The sequence below is a fragment of the Microbacterium paulum genome, assembly GCF_015707995.1.
GTDB classification, from domain to species: Bacteria; Actinomycetota; Actinomycetes; order Actinomycetales; family Microbacteriaceae; genus Microbacterium; species Microbacterium paulum.
Genome location: NZ_JAAGRY010000035.1, coordinates 19,379 through 35,172 on the forward strand (window position 1 = coordinate 19,379; position 15,794 = coordinate 35,172).

Sequence of the window (15,794 nt, forward strand, 5' to 3'; positions counted from 1 at the left end):
GAAGGACGACCATGTCTCCTGATCGCCTGCGCCGCTTCCGCTCGCCCCGTGCGGCGGCCCTCGCCGCACCGGCCACCGCCGGAACGCTGCCGAGCAACGCCACCGACCGCGAGCCGGGTGCGCCCGAGATCCCCGAGGTGATGCGGGCGGTCGTCTTCGATGCCCCCGGCGAGGCGACGGCGCTGCGGACGACCGCGGTGCCCACCCCGGCGCCCGTGCTGAGCGAGCTGCTCGTGCGGGTCGTCGCGGCCGGCGTCAACCCGATCGACGCCAAGACACGGGCCGGTCGTGGGGTGTCGGGCGCGATCGAGCAGTTCCCGTCGACCCTCGGCTACGACTTCAGCGGCGTCGTCGTGCACGCGCCCTACGAGACGCACCCATTCCCCGTGGGCACCGAGGTGTTCGGCATGACGCCGTTCCCCCGCTCGGGCGGGTCGTACGCGCAGTACGCGGTCGTGCCGACGCTGTCGGTCGCCCGCAAGCCCGCCGCGCTCTCGCACGTCGAAGCCGCCGGCGTTCCCCTCGCGGCGCTGACGGCCTGGGGGCTGGTGGTCGAGACGGCGCACGCGCATGAAGGCCAGCGCATCCTCATCCACGGCGCATCGGGTGGAGTGGGGCATTTCGCCGTGCAGTTGGCCGCCTACTTCGGCGCGCACGTGAGCGCGACCTGCTCGACCCGAAACCTCTCGTGGTTGCGCGAACTCGGGGCATCCGTCGTCATCGACCACACGACGACGCGCTTCGAAGACGTCGTCGGCGACGTCGACGTGGTCATCGACCTCGTCGGCAACGTGCACGACGACACCGGAACGCGGTCGCTGTCGGTGCTGCGCCCGGGCGGCCTGTACATCGTCGCGCCCACCGGATCGTGGCCGGGCTATGCGCACGCCGCATCGGATGCCGGGGTGCGCGCCACCGCGTACACCGTGATCCCCGACGGCGGCACGCTCGCGACGATCGGCCGGCTGCTCGACTCGGGCGCCGTGCAGGTCTACGTCGACCGGGTGTTCGGGCTCGACGACGCGGCCGCAGCGCACGCCGAACTCGAGCAGGGGCACACGCGCGGCAAGATCGTGCTGACCGTCGGCGAAGGCTGAACGGCGCCGGTCACACGGCGAGAACGCGGCGGCCTTCGTCGACGATCTCCGCCGCGACGGCGTCGAGCAGGATCGAACGCAGATTCCACTGCTGCCAGTAGAGCGGCACGTCGATGGGGTCACCGCCCAGCCGCACGAGTCGCCCCGCCTCGAGGGCGGACTGCGACTGCAGGGTCGGCAGCAGCGCCCAACCGAGGCCGGCGACGGTCGCCGTGGCGAAGTCGTGTGATGCAGGTACCCGGTGACGCGGCGGCAGCGCGGGGTCGACGCCGCGCGCGGCGAGCCACTGCGTCTGCAGGTCGTCGCGGCGGTCGAAGTCGATGAGCGGCGCGCGCTCGAGCGCCGCGGCCAGGGCATCCGCATCGCCGCCGTCACCCCCGCCGAGTGGCACATCGGGCAGCCACGCCTCGGCGAAGGCGGGCGCGGCCACCGCCTCGTAGCGCAGCACGCCGAGGGGCTGCACGCGGCATCCGCCCACCGGCACGGCTCGCGAGGTGACGGCGCCCGTGACGGTGCCGTCTTCGAGCATGCCCGCGGTGAACTCCTGGTCGTCGCGATGCAGGTCGAAGACGACGCCGTGCCGGGCGCTCAGCCGCGCGAGCGGTGCGAGAAACCAGGTCGAGAGCGAGTCGGCGTTGACGGCGAGCGGCAGGGTGACCGGCCCCGCGCCGTGCCCGAGCGAGACCGCCGCGTCGTGTTCGAGCAGAGCGACCTGCCGCGCGAAGCGCACGATCGCGTGCGCGTCGGGGGTCGCCCGGAGCGGCTTGGTGCGCACGAGCAGCACCCGCCCGACCTCGTCTTCGAGCGCGCGAATGCGCTGGCTCACCGCCGAAGGCGTGATGTGCAGCGAGCGGGCGGCGGCCTCCATGCTGCCCGCGTCGAGCACGGCGGCGAGGGTCGCCGCTCCGAGGGCCGGGATGGGCATGATTCAGTTCCGCTTCATCACCTGAAGAATCATGAACTGGACTGTATCAGCACGCAGGCCTAACGTTCCAGACATGCTCCCCGCCGTCGCGTCAGGTCTCGCCCTCGGTCTCTCGCTGATCGTCGCGATCGGCGCCCAGAACCTGTTCGTGCTGCGCCAGGGCATCCGCCGGGAGCACACGCTCGCCGTCGCGCTCGTCTGCGCCGTCTCCGACGCGCTCCTCATCGCGATCGGCGTCTCGGGGCTCGGCGCGGTGCTGCACGCGGTGCCGTGGCTGATCGACGCCGTGCGGTGGGCGGGGGCCGTGTTCCTCGCGGCCTACGCCCTGCTCGCCGCGCGCCGTGCCCTCCGCCCGAGCGGCGACGTCCTGGGCGCGGGCGACGAGTCGATCGAGGCGGGCGGCTCTGTCGCCGCTCCCCCGACCCGCAGCCGCCTGCTCCCGGCGCTGCTGACCTGCCTCGCCCTCACCTGGCTGAACCCGCACGTCTACCTCGACACGGTGTTCCTGCTCGGATCGGTCGCGAACACGCACGGCGGGGATCGGTGGTGGTTCGCGCTCGGCGCGACGATCGCGTCGTTCCTGTGGTTCTTCGGCCTCGCCCTCGGCGCCCGCTACCTCGCACGCTGGCTCGCGACGCCCCGCGCCTGGCGCGTGCTCGACGCCGTCATCGCCGTCGTCATGATGGCGATCGCCATCAGCCTGGTGTGGCCGCGCTGAGCGCGGGTCAGCCGTCGATCTCGGCCACGCGGGCCGTCACGAGGGCGCGCACGGTGTCGTCGGGCAGCGGCTCGGTGAAGCGGATCGTGCCCTTCGCGTGGTCGACGCCGTCGAGCAGCGGCAGCACCGCGATGATCGCCGTCGGGCTGAACGGGTACATGCCGAAATGGCGCTTCGCCCGCATCACCGACAGCAGCGACTTCCCGCGGTAGACGAGCGCGGGCATGCCGTAGCCGAAGCCCTGCACGGCCTCGGGCGCCACCTCGAGGGCGACGTCGTACGTGTGCGCGATGACCGCGGCATCCGTCGCATCGAGCCCCACCAGGTAGTCGTCGATGGTTCCCATCGCCCCATCCTCGCCGCTTCGCCCCACCGGCGGAAGGACCGGGGCAGGATGGAGCCATGAGACGAGTGCACGTCAGCGTCACCGGCACCGTGCAGGGCGTCGGCTACCGCTACACCCTGCAGCACGTCGCGCAGCGCGCGGGCGTCACCGGCTGGGTGCGGAACCTGCGCGACGGCAGTGTCGACGCAGAGGTCGAGGGCGAGGATGCCACGGTCGACGCCGTGCTCGACTGGATGCGGCAGGGTCCGCCCGGCGGCCACGTGACGAGCGCCCACGTCGTCGAGCTGGTGCCCGCACCGGCCTCTGCCGGCACGTCGTCGTTCGAGGTGCGCCGCGACGGATGAACGACGAAGGGCCCCGCCTGACGGCGGGACCCTTCCATCGAACAGAGCGGGCGAGCGGATCGCGCTCACCCGCGACGCATCACGCGAGCGCGGCGACGTCCAGCGGGATGCCGGGGCCGAACGTGGTCGACACGGCGCCCTTCTGGATGTAGCGGCCCTTCGAGCTCGAGGGCTTCAGGCGCACGATCTCTTCGAGCGCGGCCTTGAAGTTCTCGTCGAGCTGCTCGGCCGTGAACGAGGCCTTGCCGACGACGAAGTGCACGTTGGCGTGCTTGTCGACGCGGAACTCGATCTTGCCGCCCTTGATCTCCTCGACGGCCTTGGCCGGGTTGGGGGTGACGGTACCGGTCTTGGGGTTGGGCATGAGGCCACGGGGGCCGAGCACCTTACCCAGGCGACCGACCTGGCCCATGAGCTCGGGCGTCGAGACGGCCGCGTCGAACGCGGTCCAGCCGCCGGCGACCTTCTCGATGAGCTCGGCGCCGCCGACCTCGTCGGCGCCAGCGGCGATCGCGGCCTCGGCCGCGGGGCCGGTGGCGAACACGATGACGCGGGCGGTCTTGCCGGTGCCGTGGGGCAGGATGACCGTGCCGCGCACCATCTGGTCGGCCTTACGCGGGTCGACCGCGAGCTTCAGGGCGACCTCGACGGTGGAGTCGGTGTTCTTCGAACCGGTCTCCTTGGCGAGGCTCACGGCCTCGGTGGACGTGTAGAACTTGTCGCGGTCGATCTTCGCCGCGGCAGCTTCGTAAACCTTGGACTTAGCCATTTCGTTCTCCCCCTCAGTCCTCGACCGTGATGCCCATGGAACGGGCGGTGCCGGCGATGATCAGCGAGGCGGCCTCGATGTCGTTCGCGTTCAGGTCGGGCATCTTCGTCTCGGCGATCTGACGAACCTGGTCCTTGGTGAGCTTGGCGACCTTGGTCGTGTGGGGCGTGGGCGAACCCTTGGCCACACCGGCCGCCTTCTTGATGAGCTCCGCCGCGGGCGGGGTCTTCAGGATGAACGTGAAGCTGCGGTCTTCGTAGACCGTGATCTCCACGGGGATGACGTTGCCGCGCTGCGACTCGGTCGCGGCGTTGTACGCCTTGCAGAACTCCATGATGTTGACGCCGTGCTGACCGAGCGCGGGCCCGATCGGGGGCGCCGGGTTGGCGGCGCCGGCGTTGATCTGGAGCTTGATCAGGCCGGTCACCTTCTTCTTGGGTGCCATTGCTTCTCTCCTTTTCGAGCGCCGCAAGCGGCGCGCTGCCACGCCTCAGGCCGTTCCTGAGGGTGGTGGGGGTAGTGCGCGACGAGCGCGCAACCTCATCATTCTACCGGATGCCGGGGCGCCCGGCATCTCTCAGTTCTGCTTGGTGACCTGGTCGAACGAGAGCTCGACCGGGGTCTCGCGCTCGAAGAGCGAGACGAGCACGGTGAGCTTGCCGCTTTCGGGCTTGATCTCGCTGATCGAGCCGGGCAGGCCCGCGAACGAGCCCTCCTTGATCGTGATGGTCTCGCCGATCTCGAAGTCGACTTCGGTGATGACCGAGCGCGCCTGCGTGGCCGAGCCCTTGGCCGCGCCCTTGGCGGGTGCCGTCTCGGCGACCTGCACGAGCGAACGCAGCATGTTGAACGCCTCTTCGAAGCGCAGCGGGGTCGGGTTGTGCGCGTTGCCGACGAAGCCGGTGACGCCGGGCGTGTGGCGCACGACCGACCAGGTGTCTTCGTTGAGCTCCATGCGCACGAGCACGTAGCCGGGGATCCGGACGCGCGTGACCATCTTGCGCTGACCGTTCTTGATCTCGACGACGTCCTCCATGGGGACCTCGACCTGGTAGATGTCTTCTTCGACCTCGAGCGTGTTCTTGCGCTGCTCGATGTTGGCCTTCACCTTGCGCTCGAAACCGGCGTAGGAGTGGATGACGTACCACTTGCCCGGCAGCGACCGCAGCTCGGCGCGGAACGCCTCGTAGGGGTCTTCGGGCTCGGCAGGCTCGGTCTCGGCGTCGATCTCGGCCGCCTCGACGATGTCGGCTGCGGCGGCGACCTCGGCGACGGCGTCTTCGTCGAGCACGGGCGCGTCGGGCTCGCCGTTGACGTCGGGGCCGTCGTAGGGCGTCACGTCGTCGGCGGCCGCCGCAGCGGCTTCGGCCTCTTCTTCGGCTAGCGCGTCGCTGAGCACCTCGGCGGCGGCTTCGGCCTCGGCGGCCTCGTCGATCTCGAGTGCGTCGTTCACGATGGCGTCTGCCTCCGGGTCGTCGATGTCGATGTCTTCGTCGTCGGCACTGTCGTCGTCTTCGTCATCGACGACGTGCACCGCGAGGTGCTCGGCGGGAGCCGAAGAACGCTCTTCGGCGGCGAGGACGTTGCCCTCTTGGGCCTCGTCGTCTTCGCTGGACTGCTCTGCGGCGGTGGCCCAGTCGGCGTCGTCGACATACTTTTCAGACACGTGTGTTCACTTCCATCGGGGGCGGGCTGGCGGTCTCGCGCCCGCGTCAGGCGGGGACGCCGAAGACGACGTTGACCACCCAGGTGAAGAGCAAATCGAGGCTGTACACGATCGCCATCATCACGACGACGAAGCCGAGGACGACGAGCGTGTACTTGACGAGTTCCTGCCGGGTCGGTGTGACGACCTTGCGAAGCTCGCCGAACACCTGACGGATGAAGAGGGCGATCCGCTGGAAGAAGTTCAGCTTCTTGTCGCGGGGCGCGCCGCCTGCTGCGACGACCTCGCCGTGCGCCTCTTCCTGGACCATGTACCCACCCGTGTGAATTGCTCGGACTTGCATTCCGTGCCGGCATCCACCGACACGCCTTCTGTGTCAACTGAAGCGCTGACGCGCAGGGCGGACAGGAATCGAACCTGCAACCTGCGGTTTTGGAGACCGCTGCTCTGCCAATTGAGCTACCGCCCTAGAGACCGTTCCGGCCTCGGGTGAGTCTGCTGTCTTCCTGGCCGTGCCCGGCAGGCACAGCGAAAGAATGCAGACTTCGACTGCACTGTCCAGTGTACGTCATGGCCCCCGCACGCGCGAACGCGGGGCGGCGCTCAGTACTGCTGAACCCCGTAGCGATCGGGTTCGTCGCCGCGGCGGACGTCGCGCCCCGACAGCGAAGTCGGCACGATGCGCACGTAGTTGTACTTCAGTGTCGGCACCCAGGGTTTGAGGGCCAACCGGTCGGCCGCGGCGACCTCTTCGGTCGTCTCGAGACGGTGCGCGTGGCCGCGGACGACGATGCTCCAGGCATCCGTGTCGGTGTATTCGTCGACCTCGAACAGCACGTCGTCGTTGATCGTCACCTCGGTGAGCTTCGACCCCTCGCCGGTGCGGAAGACGAGGCTCTCGCCGTCGACGATGTAGTTCACCGGAAAGATGTCGAGCACGTCGCCGACGCGCGTGACCAACCGGCCCAGCTGCTGCTCGGCGAGGCGATCCCAGCACTCGCGGTCACTGAGGAAGACGACGACATCCGACTCGTTGCTCATGCTCCCATCCTGCCCGGCGCGCGCCCCGGAGGGAAGGCTCGTGCACCGGGAGAATAGCGGCGACGGATGCCCGGGCTCAGGCGACGCGGATGAGCTTCTTGTTGACGAACTCTTCTGCCGCCAGCAGCCCCATCTCGCGCCCCGTGCCGCTGCGCTTGACGCCGCCGAAGGGCAGCTCGGGCGAGTCCGCGAGCACGACGTTGACGTAGACCATGCCCGCGTCGATGCGGTCGGCGACGCGCTCGGCCTGCGCGGGGTCGGTCGTGAACACGTACGAACCGAGCCCGAACGGCGTCGCGTTGGCGATCGCGACCGCTTCGTCTTCGTCACGGGCGCGGTAGACGACGCCGACGGGGCCGAAGAACTCTTCGCGGTAGGCGTCCATCTCGGGCGTCACCCCGGTCAGCACCGTGCCCGGGTAGAACGCGCCGTCGCGCACTCCCCCGGTGACCACGGTCGCGCCCTGCGCGACCGCACGATCGACCTGTTCGGCAAGCCGCTCCGCGGCAGCGAGCGACGAGAGCGGGCCGAGCACGGTGTCGCCGTCGAAGGGGTCGCCGACCGTGGCATCCGCCATCGCCGCGCTGAACTTGTCGACGAACGCGTCGTAGAGATCGGATGCCACGACGAAGCGCTTCGCGCCGTTGCACGACTGCCCGTTGTTGTCGAGGCGCGCCTCGACCGCCGAACCCACCGCCGCGTCGAGATCGTCGGTCGACAGCAGCAGGAAGGGGTCGGAGCCGCCGAGTTCGAGCACGACCTTCTTGAGGTTCCGCCCGGCGATCTCGGCGACCGCGGCACCCGCGCGCTCCGAACCGGTCACCGACACGCCCTGCACGCGGCGGTCGGCGATGACCGTGGCGGCCTGATCGTTCGTGAGCCGCACGTCGACGTACGCGCCGGCGGGGAACCCCGCATCGGTGTACATCTGCGCGATCGCGGCGGCCGACTCGGGGCACTGCGGAGCGTGCTTGAGCAGGATCGTGTTGCCGACCGCGAGGTTCGGCGCCGCGAACCGGGCCACCTGGTAGTACGGGAAGTTCCACGGCATGATGCCGAGGAGCGCCCCGAGCGGCGCGCGCCGGATGACCGCCGTACCCTCGCCGAGGATGTCGATCGGCGTGTCACCGGTGATCTTGTCGATGTTGTCGGCGTAGTACTCGGTGATGTCGGCGGCGAAATCGACCTCGCCCTCGGCCGCGGCGAGCGGCTTGCCCATCTCGCGCACGATGATCGCGGCGAGCTCGTCGCGACGCTCACGGTGCAGCTCGGCGACCCGCCGCAGCAGGGCGGCCCGGTCGGCAGGCGACGACGTGCGCCCCCACGAACGGTAGGCCTCGTCGGCGGCGGCGAGCGCCGCCTCGACCTCGGCATCGGTCGCGGTGGGGTAGGTCGCGAGGACCTCTCCGGTGGCGGGATTGGTGACGGCGTAGTCGGTCATGGGGTGCTCGTTTCGCGTCGGTGCAGGTCGGAAGGCGTCGTCAGGACGCCGGGATCAGCGTGTACTTCGTCGACAGGTATTCGTGGATGCCCTCGAGCCCGCCCTCGCGGCCGACGCCCGACTGCTTGACTCCGCCGAAGGGCGCCGCAGCGTTCGAGACGACCCCGACGTTCAGGCCCATCATGCCGGTCTCGAGCCGGTCGATCATGCGCATGCCCCGCTGCAGGTCTTCGGTGAACACGTACGACACGAGGCCGTACTCGGTGTCGTTGGCCAGGCGCACGGCCTCGTCTTCGTCGGCGAAGGTCGCGATCGCGAGCACCGGGCCGAAGATCTCCTCACGCAGGATGTCGCTGCCGGCGGCCACCTCGGTGATGACGGTCGGCTCGAAGAAGGTGCCCGGCCCGTCGATCGCCGAGCCGCCGGCGCGCACGGTGGCGCCCCGCTCGACGGCGTCTTTCACGAGCGCCGCGGTGCCCTCGACCGCCTTCCGGTCGATGAGCGGGCCGATCTGCACGCCCTCCTCGGTGCCGCGGCCGATCTTCATCGCCTTGACGCGCTCCGAGACACGACCGGCGAACTCCTCCGCGACAGACGAATGCACGATGAACCGGTTCGCCGCCGTGCAGGCCTGTCCGATGTTGCGGAACTTCGCCGCCATCGCGCCGTCGACCGCCTTGTCGAGGTCGGCGTCGTCGAACACGACGAACGGGGCGTTGCCGCCGAGCTCCATCGACACCCGCAGCACGCCCTCGGCGGCCTGCGCGATGAGCTTCTTGCCGACCGGCGTGGACCCCGTGAACGAGAGCTTGCGCAGCCGCGGGTCGGCGATGATCGGGCCCGACACACCGCTCGAGCGGGTCGTGGTGACGACGTTGACGACGCCGGCGGGAAGACCCGCCTCGACGAGCAGCTGCACGAACGCGAGCGTCGTGAGCGGGGTCAGCTCCGGCGGCTTCACGACGACGGTGCAGCCGGCGGCGAGCGCGGGCGCGATCTTGCGCGTCGCCATCGCGAGGGGGAAGTTCCACGGCGTGATGAAGAAGCACGGGCCGACGGGGCGCTGGCTGACCACCATGCGGCCGGTGCCCTCGGGGTTCGACCCGAAGCGGCCGGCGATGCGCACCGCCTCCTCGCTGAACCAGCGCAGGAACTCTCCGCCGTAGGTGACCTCGCCGCGCGCCTCGGCGAGCGGCTTGCCCATTTCGAGCGTCATCAGCAGCGCGAACTCGTCGGCGCGCTCGGTCAGCAGGTCGAACGCGCGCCGCAGGATGTCGGAGCGGGTGCGCGGGGCGGTGGCGGCCCAGGCATCCTGGGCGGCCACGGCGGCGTCGAGGGCACGCAGTCCGTCTTCGGGCGACGCGTCGGCGATCTCGACCAGCACGTCGCCGGTGGCCGGGTCGTGCACGGCGAACGTGCCGGCCGAACCGTCGACCCATTCACCGCCGATGAACAGGCCTCGGGGCAGCTTTTCGAGCAGGGCGGTTTCGGTGATCAACGTGCGGCCTCCTTCAGGCGACGGGTGCTGGCGGGTGCATCCATACCCAGCGTCTCACCCTTGAAGAAGGCGGGGCGCTTGATGGACTGCCAGATCATGAGGACGATGCCGATGACGATGATCAGCACGCCGAGGACGAAGACGATCCCCACTCCCCCGACCTCTGCGCCCGAGCCGTAGGCCGGGTCCATCGAGTCGATGAGCGTCGTGAAGAACAGGATCGCGAGGATGACCCCGCCCACGAGCGGGAAGAGGAACGTGAAGAAGACGTTGCGCACCGAGTCGAACCACTGGTGGCGGAAGTACCACACGCACGCGAACGCGGTGATGCCGTAGTAGAAGCAGATCATCATGCCGAGGGTGAGGATCGTATCCCACAGGGTGTTCTCGCTGACGATGCGCATGACCGCGTAGAAGGCCGAGGCGACGATCGCCGAGGCGATCGTGGCGTAGCCCGGGGTGAAGAAGCGCGGGCTGACCTTCGCGAACGCCGGCGGCAGCGCGCCGTAGTGCCCCATCGACAGGAGCGTGCGGGCCGGGCCGACGAACGTGGACTGCAGCGACGACGCCGAGCTCGTGAGCACCGCGAGCGAGACGAGGAAGGCGAGCGGGCCGAGGATCGGGCCGGAGAGGTGGAAGAACACGTTCTCTTGGATGTCTTCGTTGCCGAGCCCCAGCTCGCCCGTGCCGACGCCCGCGAACATGATCATCGCGACCGCGAGCAGCAGGTACAGCGAGACGATCGTGATGACCGTGAGGGTCGCGGCGCGCCCCGGCGTCTTCTCGGGGTCTTTCGTCTCTTCGTTCATCGTGAGGGTGACATCCCACCCCCAGAAGATGAAGATCGACAGCGACAGGCCGGCCGCGAACGCCGAGAACGAGCTCACCGCGAACGGGTTGAACCACCCGATGTCGAACGGCTGGTAATCGAAGCCCTGACCGTTCACCGCCTCGACGATCGCCGCGACGGCGAAGAAGACGAGCACGAGCACCTGGAAGCCGACGAGGAAGTACTGCAGCTTCTGCGTGGTCTGCATGTCGCGGTACGAGATCCACGTGGCGGCGAGCATGAACAGCAGGCAGACGGCGATGTTGATGACGGTGTTGGATGCCAGGTCCGCGATGTCGGGATTGCCGCTGATCTGCGAGATGAGCAGGAACAGGAAGTCGACGGCGACGCCAGCGAGGTTCGAGAGCACGAGGATCGTCGCGACGACGAGACCCCAGCCAGCCATCCAGCCGACCCACGGGCCGAATGCGCGAGACGCCCACGTGAACGACGTGCCTGCGTCGGGCATGCGGTTGTTGAGCTCGCGGTAGCCGAAGGCGACCAGCAGCATCGGGATGAAGCCGACGAGGATGATGGCGGGGATCTGCTGACCGACGACGGATGCCGTGGGGCCGACCGCCGCCGTGAACGTGTACGCGGGGGCGATGCACGAGATGCCGATCACGACGGCGCCGATGAGTCCGATCGTGCCAGCGGACAGGCCCTTGGCGGACAGCCCCCCGGTCTGCGCGCCGGCGGCCGGCGCCTGGGGCGCGGCGGGGTCGGATGAGGTCACTTCGTCGTCTCCTCGGTGCGGGTCGTGCGCGGTACGACGATCACGGGCACCGTGATCTCTTTGAGCATCTTGGCGGCCGTCGATCCGAGGAACAGGCGCCGCGGCTGCGCCAGACGGCTCGAGCCGACCAGCACGATCTCACCGTCCTGCCAGTCGAGGTGCGAGACGGCGTCTTCGATGCTCTCGCCCGAGGCGACGACGACCTCGGCGGCCAGCCCCTCGGGCAGTTCGGCCTTCGCGGCGGCGAGCACCTGGTCGGTCTCGGTCGAGCCCGCCACGCGGATCGCCGCGGTGTCGGCGGTCGCCGGCAGGTCGACCGGCAGCAGCGACAGCAGTCGCACCGGCACGTGCGCGGCCTGCGCGAGCGTGGCGGTCGCCTCGAGCAGCGCGTCGGCGCCGGGACGGGTGCCGACCGCGACCGTCAGACGGGTGATGCCCGTCTCGGGCGCGACCTTGCGCGCCCCGCGGGGCACGAGCGCGACGGGCACGTCGGAGGAGTGCAGCAGCTCGGTCGTGGTCGTGCCGAGGCGGTGCCGCCCGCGCGTGGCGCCGTCGGCGGCGCCGACGACGATGCACGCCGCGTCGAGCTCGTCGGCGATCTGCACGAGACCGGCGGCGAACGACTCGGCCGCGCGGATCTGGGCGTGCGCGACGACGTCGTCGGGGATGCGGTCGATGGCCTCGGCGATCCACTGCTGGGCCTGCTCCTTCAGCACCCGGCTGTAGCCGTCCGCCGGCGGGGTGATGACACTGCGGTCGGCGCTCGGCAGCACGATCGACACGTCGAGCACCGCCCCGGTCGCCCGCGCCAGGCGCGCGGCGAACGCCACGGCATCCCGCCCCGTCTTGGTTGCGGTGTAGCCGACGACGACGTGGCGTGTCACGCGCGCACCTGGTCGACGATCTGCCCGGCCACGAGGCGACCCATGCGGATCGCACCGTCGACGTGCTGGTAGCCCGCGCCGGCGAGGTCGCTGCAGGCGAAGTGGAGGGGGCCGACGTTCTCGCGCAGGTACTTGCCGTAGCGCGAGAGGCCGCCGAGGTCGAAGCTCGCGGCGTACGCCCCGCGCGTCCATTCCTCGCTCCCCCAGTCGCTCTCGAAGTAGACGACGGGGTTCATCGCCTCGGGGCCGTAGTAGTGCGACAGCGACGTGAGGATGCGCTCCTTGCGCTCCTCGGCCGACAGCTCGAACACGCCGTCGGCGTGCAGGTCGCTCACGAAGCCGACGAGCGTGCCGCGCTCGTCGCCGTGGTTCGTGTTGTCGTAGGCCTCGTGCGAGAGCTCGTAGGGGCTGAATGCGGTGCCCGACAGGCCCTTCTCGCGCCAGAACGGCGTCTCGTAGACGGCGTGCACCTTGATGACGAAGCCCATCGACAGGTGCTGGTGCATCTGGTGCTGCAGGCGCGGCAGGGCCGGCACGAATGAGATGCGGTCGTAGAGCACGGGCGCGAGGGCGAGGATCGCCTGCCGCGCGCGCACTGTGAGGCCCGCGCCGCCGCCTGCGATCGCGGTGCCCGTGACGCCGGTCGTGGGCGTCGAGGTGACGGTGACCCCGGCATCCGACCACTCGATCGTCCGCACGGCCTGGCTGACGAAGACGTCTCCGTCGAGGCGTTCGGCGAGGAGCAACGGCACCTGCTGCAGGCCGCCGACGACGCGCTTGTCGAGGATGAAGTCGGCGTCGACGAGGTTCGAGTAGCTGCCGGCCGAGGCTGCCATGAGGAGCGATTCGAGCAGCGAGATCGCGTGGGTGGGCTTGGTGAGCATGGCCGAACCGGTCGCGAACGCGAGGTTTCGCACCGCCTCGTCGTCGTCGGTCTGGCTGCGCAGCCACGCATCCCACGACACGCTGTCCCACTCGGCCGCCTTCTCGTGCGCCCACGGTCGGTCGGGGTCGATGCCCGCGACCATCTCGTCGAGCCGCTCGGTGATCTCGGCGATCACGGCTTCGGTCTCGGGGGCGACGGGGAACATCTCGCCGGTGAAGCGGTGCGCGACCCCGTCGGGGCCGACGTACACGCTGTCACCCTCGCGGTAGCGGCTGAACGTGTCGAGCCCAAGCTCGGCCACCGTCTCTTGCAGCGCCGTCTGGTCGGGCGAGATCCACTGGCCGCCGATCTCGAGCATGGCGCCCTCGATCGTGTCGGTCCAGAGCCTGCCGCCGACGCGGTCGCGCGCCTCGAGCACGGCGACCGACAGGCCCGCCTTCCTGAGCTCGTTGGCGGCGGTGAGGCCGGCGGCCCCCGCCCCGATGATGACGACGTCGCGAGTGATCTCGGTCATGTGGTGCTTCTCCTTCGAAGTGGGGGCGGCGGGCGCGGGGTCAGTGGGCGGCGAGCGCGGCGGCGACGACGTCGAGGCCTTCGCCGAGCAGGTCGTCGTCGATCGAGAGCGGCGGCAGGAAGCGGATCACGTTGCCGTACGTGCCGCACGTCAGCACGATCACGCCCTCGGCGATCGCGGCCTTCGCGACGGCCGAGGTCAGCGCCGCGTCGGGCGCCTTCGTGACCGGGTCGACGAACTCGGCGGCGATCATCGCGCCGTGGCCGCGCACGTCGCCGATGCGCGGGTCGCTCTCCTGCAGCGCGCCCAGGCGCGCGCGCAGGATGGCGCCGATCTCGCGCGCACGCTCGACGAGGCCGTCGTTCTCGAACGCGTCGATGGATGCCAGGGCCGCCGCGCACGCGACGGGGTTGCCGCCGTAGGTGCCGCCGAGGCCGCCGGCGTGCGTGGCATCCATGATCTCGGCGCGCCCCGTGACGGCCGCGAGCGGCATGCCGCCCGCGATGCCCTTGGCGGTCGTGATCAGGTCGGGGACGATGCCGAACAGGTCGCTCGCGAACATCGCGCCGGTGCGGGCGAAGCCGGTCTGCACCTCGTCGGCGATGAAGACGACGCCGTTGGCGCGGCACCAGTCGACGACGGCGGGGAGGAACCCGTCGGCGGGCACGATGAAGCCGCCCTCGCCCTGGATGGGCTCGATGATGACAGCGGCGAGGTTGTCGGCGCCGATCTGCTTCTCGATGAGCGAGATGGCCTTCGCCGCGGCCTCGGCGCCCGACAATCCGTCGCGGAACGGGTACGAGGCGGGCGCGCGGTAGACCTCTGAGGCGAACGGACCGAAGCCGCTCTTGTAGGGCATCGCCTTGGCGGTGAGGGCCATCGTGAGGTTCGTGCGGCCGTGGTAGGCGTGGTCGAACGCGACGACGGCCTGACGGCCGGTGAACTTCCGGGCGATCTTGACGGCGTTCTCGACCGCCTCGGCGCCCGAGTTGAACAGGGCCGACTTCTTGGCGTGGTCGCCCGGGGTGAGCCGGTTGAGGCGCTCGGCGACAGCGACGTACGACTCGTACGGCGAGATCATGAAGCAGGTGTGGGTCATCTGCGCGACCGCGTCTTGCACCGCGGCGACGACGGCCGGGTGCGCGTTGCCGACGCTCGTGACGGCGATGCCCGAGCCGAGGTCGATGAGCGAGTTGCCATCGGCGTCGACGACGACCCCGCCGCCGGCGGCGACGGCCTCGATCGGCACGGTGTGCGCGACGCCCGACGCGACGGCGGATGCCTTGCGCGCGAGCAGCTCCTGCGAACGTGGCCCCGGGATCGCGGTGACGAGGGAGCGCTGCTGCGGAAGGGTGGGGCCGCCGAGGAGGGTCGTGGAGGGAGTGCTCATGCCTGGGAGCGTAAGGCCGCGCGCCGGGCTCACACACTCACCGTCGTGTACATTCTGCTGCAACGCCCATACGCCGCGTACAGACCCGTCACCGAGAGCCGCACCATGCCCGCGACCGATCCGCAGCCCACCCTGCGCTCCCTGCTCGGCCGCTCCGACCTGGCGCTGCGCCTGGCCTCGCGGAGCTCCGACCTGCCGCCCGACGCCCTCGACGCTCCACTTCGCTGGGTGCACTCGTCGGATCTCGCCGACCCGACGCCCTTCCTCGCCGACGACCTGCTGCTGCTGACGACCGGCACGCAGTTCGTCCCTGACCCGCGCACGCGCCGGGCCCCGACCGCCGCCGCTCCCTATGTCGCGCGGCTGCGCGGCCGCGGGGTGCGCGCGCTGGGCTTCGGCACCGAGGTCGTCCGCGACGGCATTCCGCCGGCCCTCGTCGCCGCGTGCCGAGACGCGGGCATGCCGCTATTCGAAGTGCCGTACCGCACGCCCTTCATCGCACTCGCCCGCGCCAACGCCGAGGCGATCGCGGCGCAGGCCTACGCCCGCCGCATCTGGGCGCTGTCGGCGCAGCGGGCGATCGCGCTCGCGGCGCTGCGCCCCGACGGGCTCGCCGCGACCGGCGCCGAGCTCGCGAAGCAGGTGGGTGCCTGGGTGGGCCTCTACGACGCCGCGGGCGTGCTCACGCAGAGCCACCCCTCGCCGGGGCC

General features: G+C 70.3%; 17 protein-coding genes and 1 tRNA gene. 4 read left to right on the forward strand and 14 right to left on the reverse strand.

Translation table 11 applies throughout. The annotated features are described in order from the left end of the window. The first annotated feature begins 11 nt into the window (after positions 1–11). The gene (locus G3N18_RS09515) at positions 12–1,097 is read left to right on the forward strand and encodes an NADP-dependent oxidoreductase (protein ID WP_420827087.1); all 1,086 of its coding nucleotides are present in this window, start codon (positions 12–14) and stop codon (positions 1,095–1,097) included. A 10-nt stretch (positions 1,098–1,107) separates the two neighbouring features. Here G3N18_RS09515 and G3N18_RS09520 read toward each other — a convergent pair whose 3' ends face one another. Continuing rightward, entirely contained in the window at positions 1,108–2,022 is a 915-nt protein-coding gene (locus tag G3N18_RS09520; RefSeq protein ID WP_196384048.1) for an ArgP/LysG family DNA-binding transcriptional regulator, read from the reverse strand. 73 nt (positions 2,023–2,095) lie between these two features. Between G3N18_RS09520 and G3N18_RS09525 the strand changes: the two genes are divergently transcribed. Further along, positions 2,096–2,740 (forward strand): LysE/ArgO family amino acid transporter, encoded by a 645-nt coding sequence (locus G3N18_RS09525; RefSeq protein ID WP_196384049.1) that lies wholly within the window; start codon positions 2,096–2,098, stop codon positions 2,738–2,740. A 7-nt stretch (positions 2,741–2,747) separates the two neighbouring features. Here G3N18_RS09525 and G3N18_RS09530 read toward each other — a convergent pair whose 3' ends face one another. Then, a complete protein-coding gene (locus G3N18_RS09530) occupies positions 2,748–3,086 on the reverse strand; it encodes an iron chaperone (protein WP_196384050.1) in 339 nt (112 codons plus the stop codon). 56 nt (positions 3,087–3,142) lie between these two features. On the opposite strand from G3N18_RS09530, the gene G3N18_RS09535 reads away from it, so the two are divergent. Further along, complete coding sequence (locus G3N18_RS09535; protein WP_196384051.1) at positions 3,143–3,430, forward strand: acylphosphatase; 288 nt, start codon at positions 3,143–3,145, stop codon at positions 3,428–3,430. 79 nt (positions 3,431–3,509) lie between these two features. On the opposite strand, the gene rplA is transcribed toward G3N18_RS09535, so the two are convergent. The 12 genes from rplA to gabT all read right to left on the reverse strand — a co-directional run bounded on the left by rplA (position 3,510) and on the right by gabT (position 15,084). Continuing rightward, positions 3,510–4,199: a 50S ribosomal protein L1 gene (rplA, locus tag G3N18_RS09540; RefSeq protein WP_196384052.1), complete on the reverse strand. Its 690-nt coding sequence runs from the start codon at positions 4,197–4,199 to the stop codon at positions 3,510–3,512. A 13-nt stretch (positions 4,200–4,212) separates the two neighbouring features. Beyond that, positions 4,213–4,644 (reverse strand): 50S ribosomal protein L11, encoded by a 432-nt coding sequence (rplK, locus tag G3N18_RS09545; protein WP_196384053.1) that lies wholly within the window; start codon positions 4,642–4,644, stop codon positions 4,213–4,215. A 132-nt stretch (positions 4,645–4,776) separates the two neighbouring features. Beyond that, positions 4,777–5,865: a transcription termination/antitermination protein NusG gene (nusG, locus tag G3N18_RS09550; protein WP_196384054.1), complete on the reverse strand. Its 1,089-nt coding sequence runs from the start codon at positions 5,863–5,865 to the stop codon at positions 4,777–4,779. 46 nt (positions 5,866–5,911) lie between these two features. Continuing rightward, the gene (gene secE, locus G3N18_RS09555) at positions 5,912–6,175 is read right to left on the reverse strand and encodes a preprotein translocase subunit SecE (RefSeq protein WP_196384055.1); all 264 of its coding nucleotides are present in this window, start codon (positions 6,173–6,175) and stop codon (positions 5,912–5,914) included. Positions 6,176–6,261: 86 nt separating this feature from the next. Then, positions 6,262–6,334: transfer RNA gene (locus G3N18_RS09560), tRNA-Trp, on the reverse strand. A gap of 134 nt (positions 6,335–6,468) precedes the next feature. Next, positions 6,469–6,906, reverse strand: a complete 438-nt coding sequence (locus G3N18_RS09565; protein WP_196384056.1) for a pyridoxamine 5'-phosphate oxidase family protein — start codon at positions 6,904–6,906, stop codon at positions 6,469–6,471. Positions 6,907–6,982: 76 nt separating this feature from the next. Next, complete coding sequence (locus G3N18_RS09570) at positions 6,983–8,347, reverse strand: NAD-dependent succinate-semialdehyde dehydrogenase (protein WP_196384057.1); 1,365 nt, start codon at positions 8,345–8,347, stop codon at positions 6,983–6,985. Positions 8,348–8,387: 40 nt separating this feature from the next. Beyond that, positions 8,388–9,845, reverse strand: a complete 1,458-nt coding sequence (locus G3N18_RS09575; protein WP_196384058.1) for an NAD-dependent succinate-semialdehyde dehydrogenase — start codon at positions 9,843–9,845, stop codon at positions 8,388–8,390. Further along, positions 9,842–11,410 (reverse strand): amino acid permease, encoded by a 1,569-nt coding sequence (locus G3N18_RS09580; protein WP_196384059.1) that lies wholly within the window; start codon positions 11,408–11,410, stop codon positions 9,842–9,844. The genes G3N18_RS09575 and G3N18_RS09580 overlap by 4 nt, the downstream gene beginning before the upstream one ends. Next, positions 11,407–12,294 carry a universal stress protein gene (locus tag G3N18_RS09585; protein ID WP_196384060.1) on the reverse strand — a complete coding sequence of 296 codons (888 nt, stop codon included), beginning with the start codon at positions 12,292–12,294 and terminating at the stop codon, positions 11,407–11,409. Before G3N18_RS09585 ends, G3N18_RS09580 begins: the two co-directional genes overlap by 4 nt. Further along, positions 12,291–13,694, reverse strand: a complete 1,404-nt coding sequence (locus tag G3N18_RS09590; protein WP_196384061.1) for a flavin monoamine oxidase family protein — start codon at positions 13,692–13,694, stop codon at positions 12,291–12,293. Before G3N18_RS09590 ends, G3N18_RS09585 begins: the two co-directional genes overlap by 4 nt. A gap of 40 nt (positions 13,695–13,734) precedes the next feature. Then, positions 13,735–15,084, reverse strand: a complete 1,350-nt coding sequence (gene gabT / locus G3N18_RS09595) for a 4-aminobutyrate--2-oxoglutarate transaminase (protein ID WP_196384062.1) — start codon at positions 15,082–15,084, stop codon at positions 13,735–13,737. 105 nt (positions 15,085–15,189) lie between these two features. Here gabT and G3N18_RS09600 point away from each other — a divergent pair. Further along, a partial coding sequence (locus G3N18_RS09600; RefSeq protein WP_196384064.1) for a PucR family transcriptional regulator ligand-binding domain-containing protein occupies positions 15,190–15,794 on the forward strand: 605 nt, incomplete at its 3' end.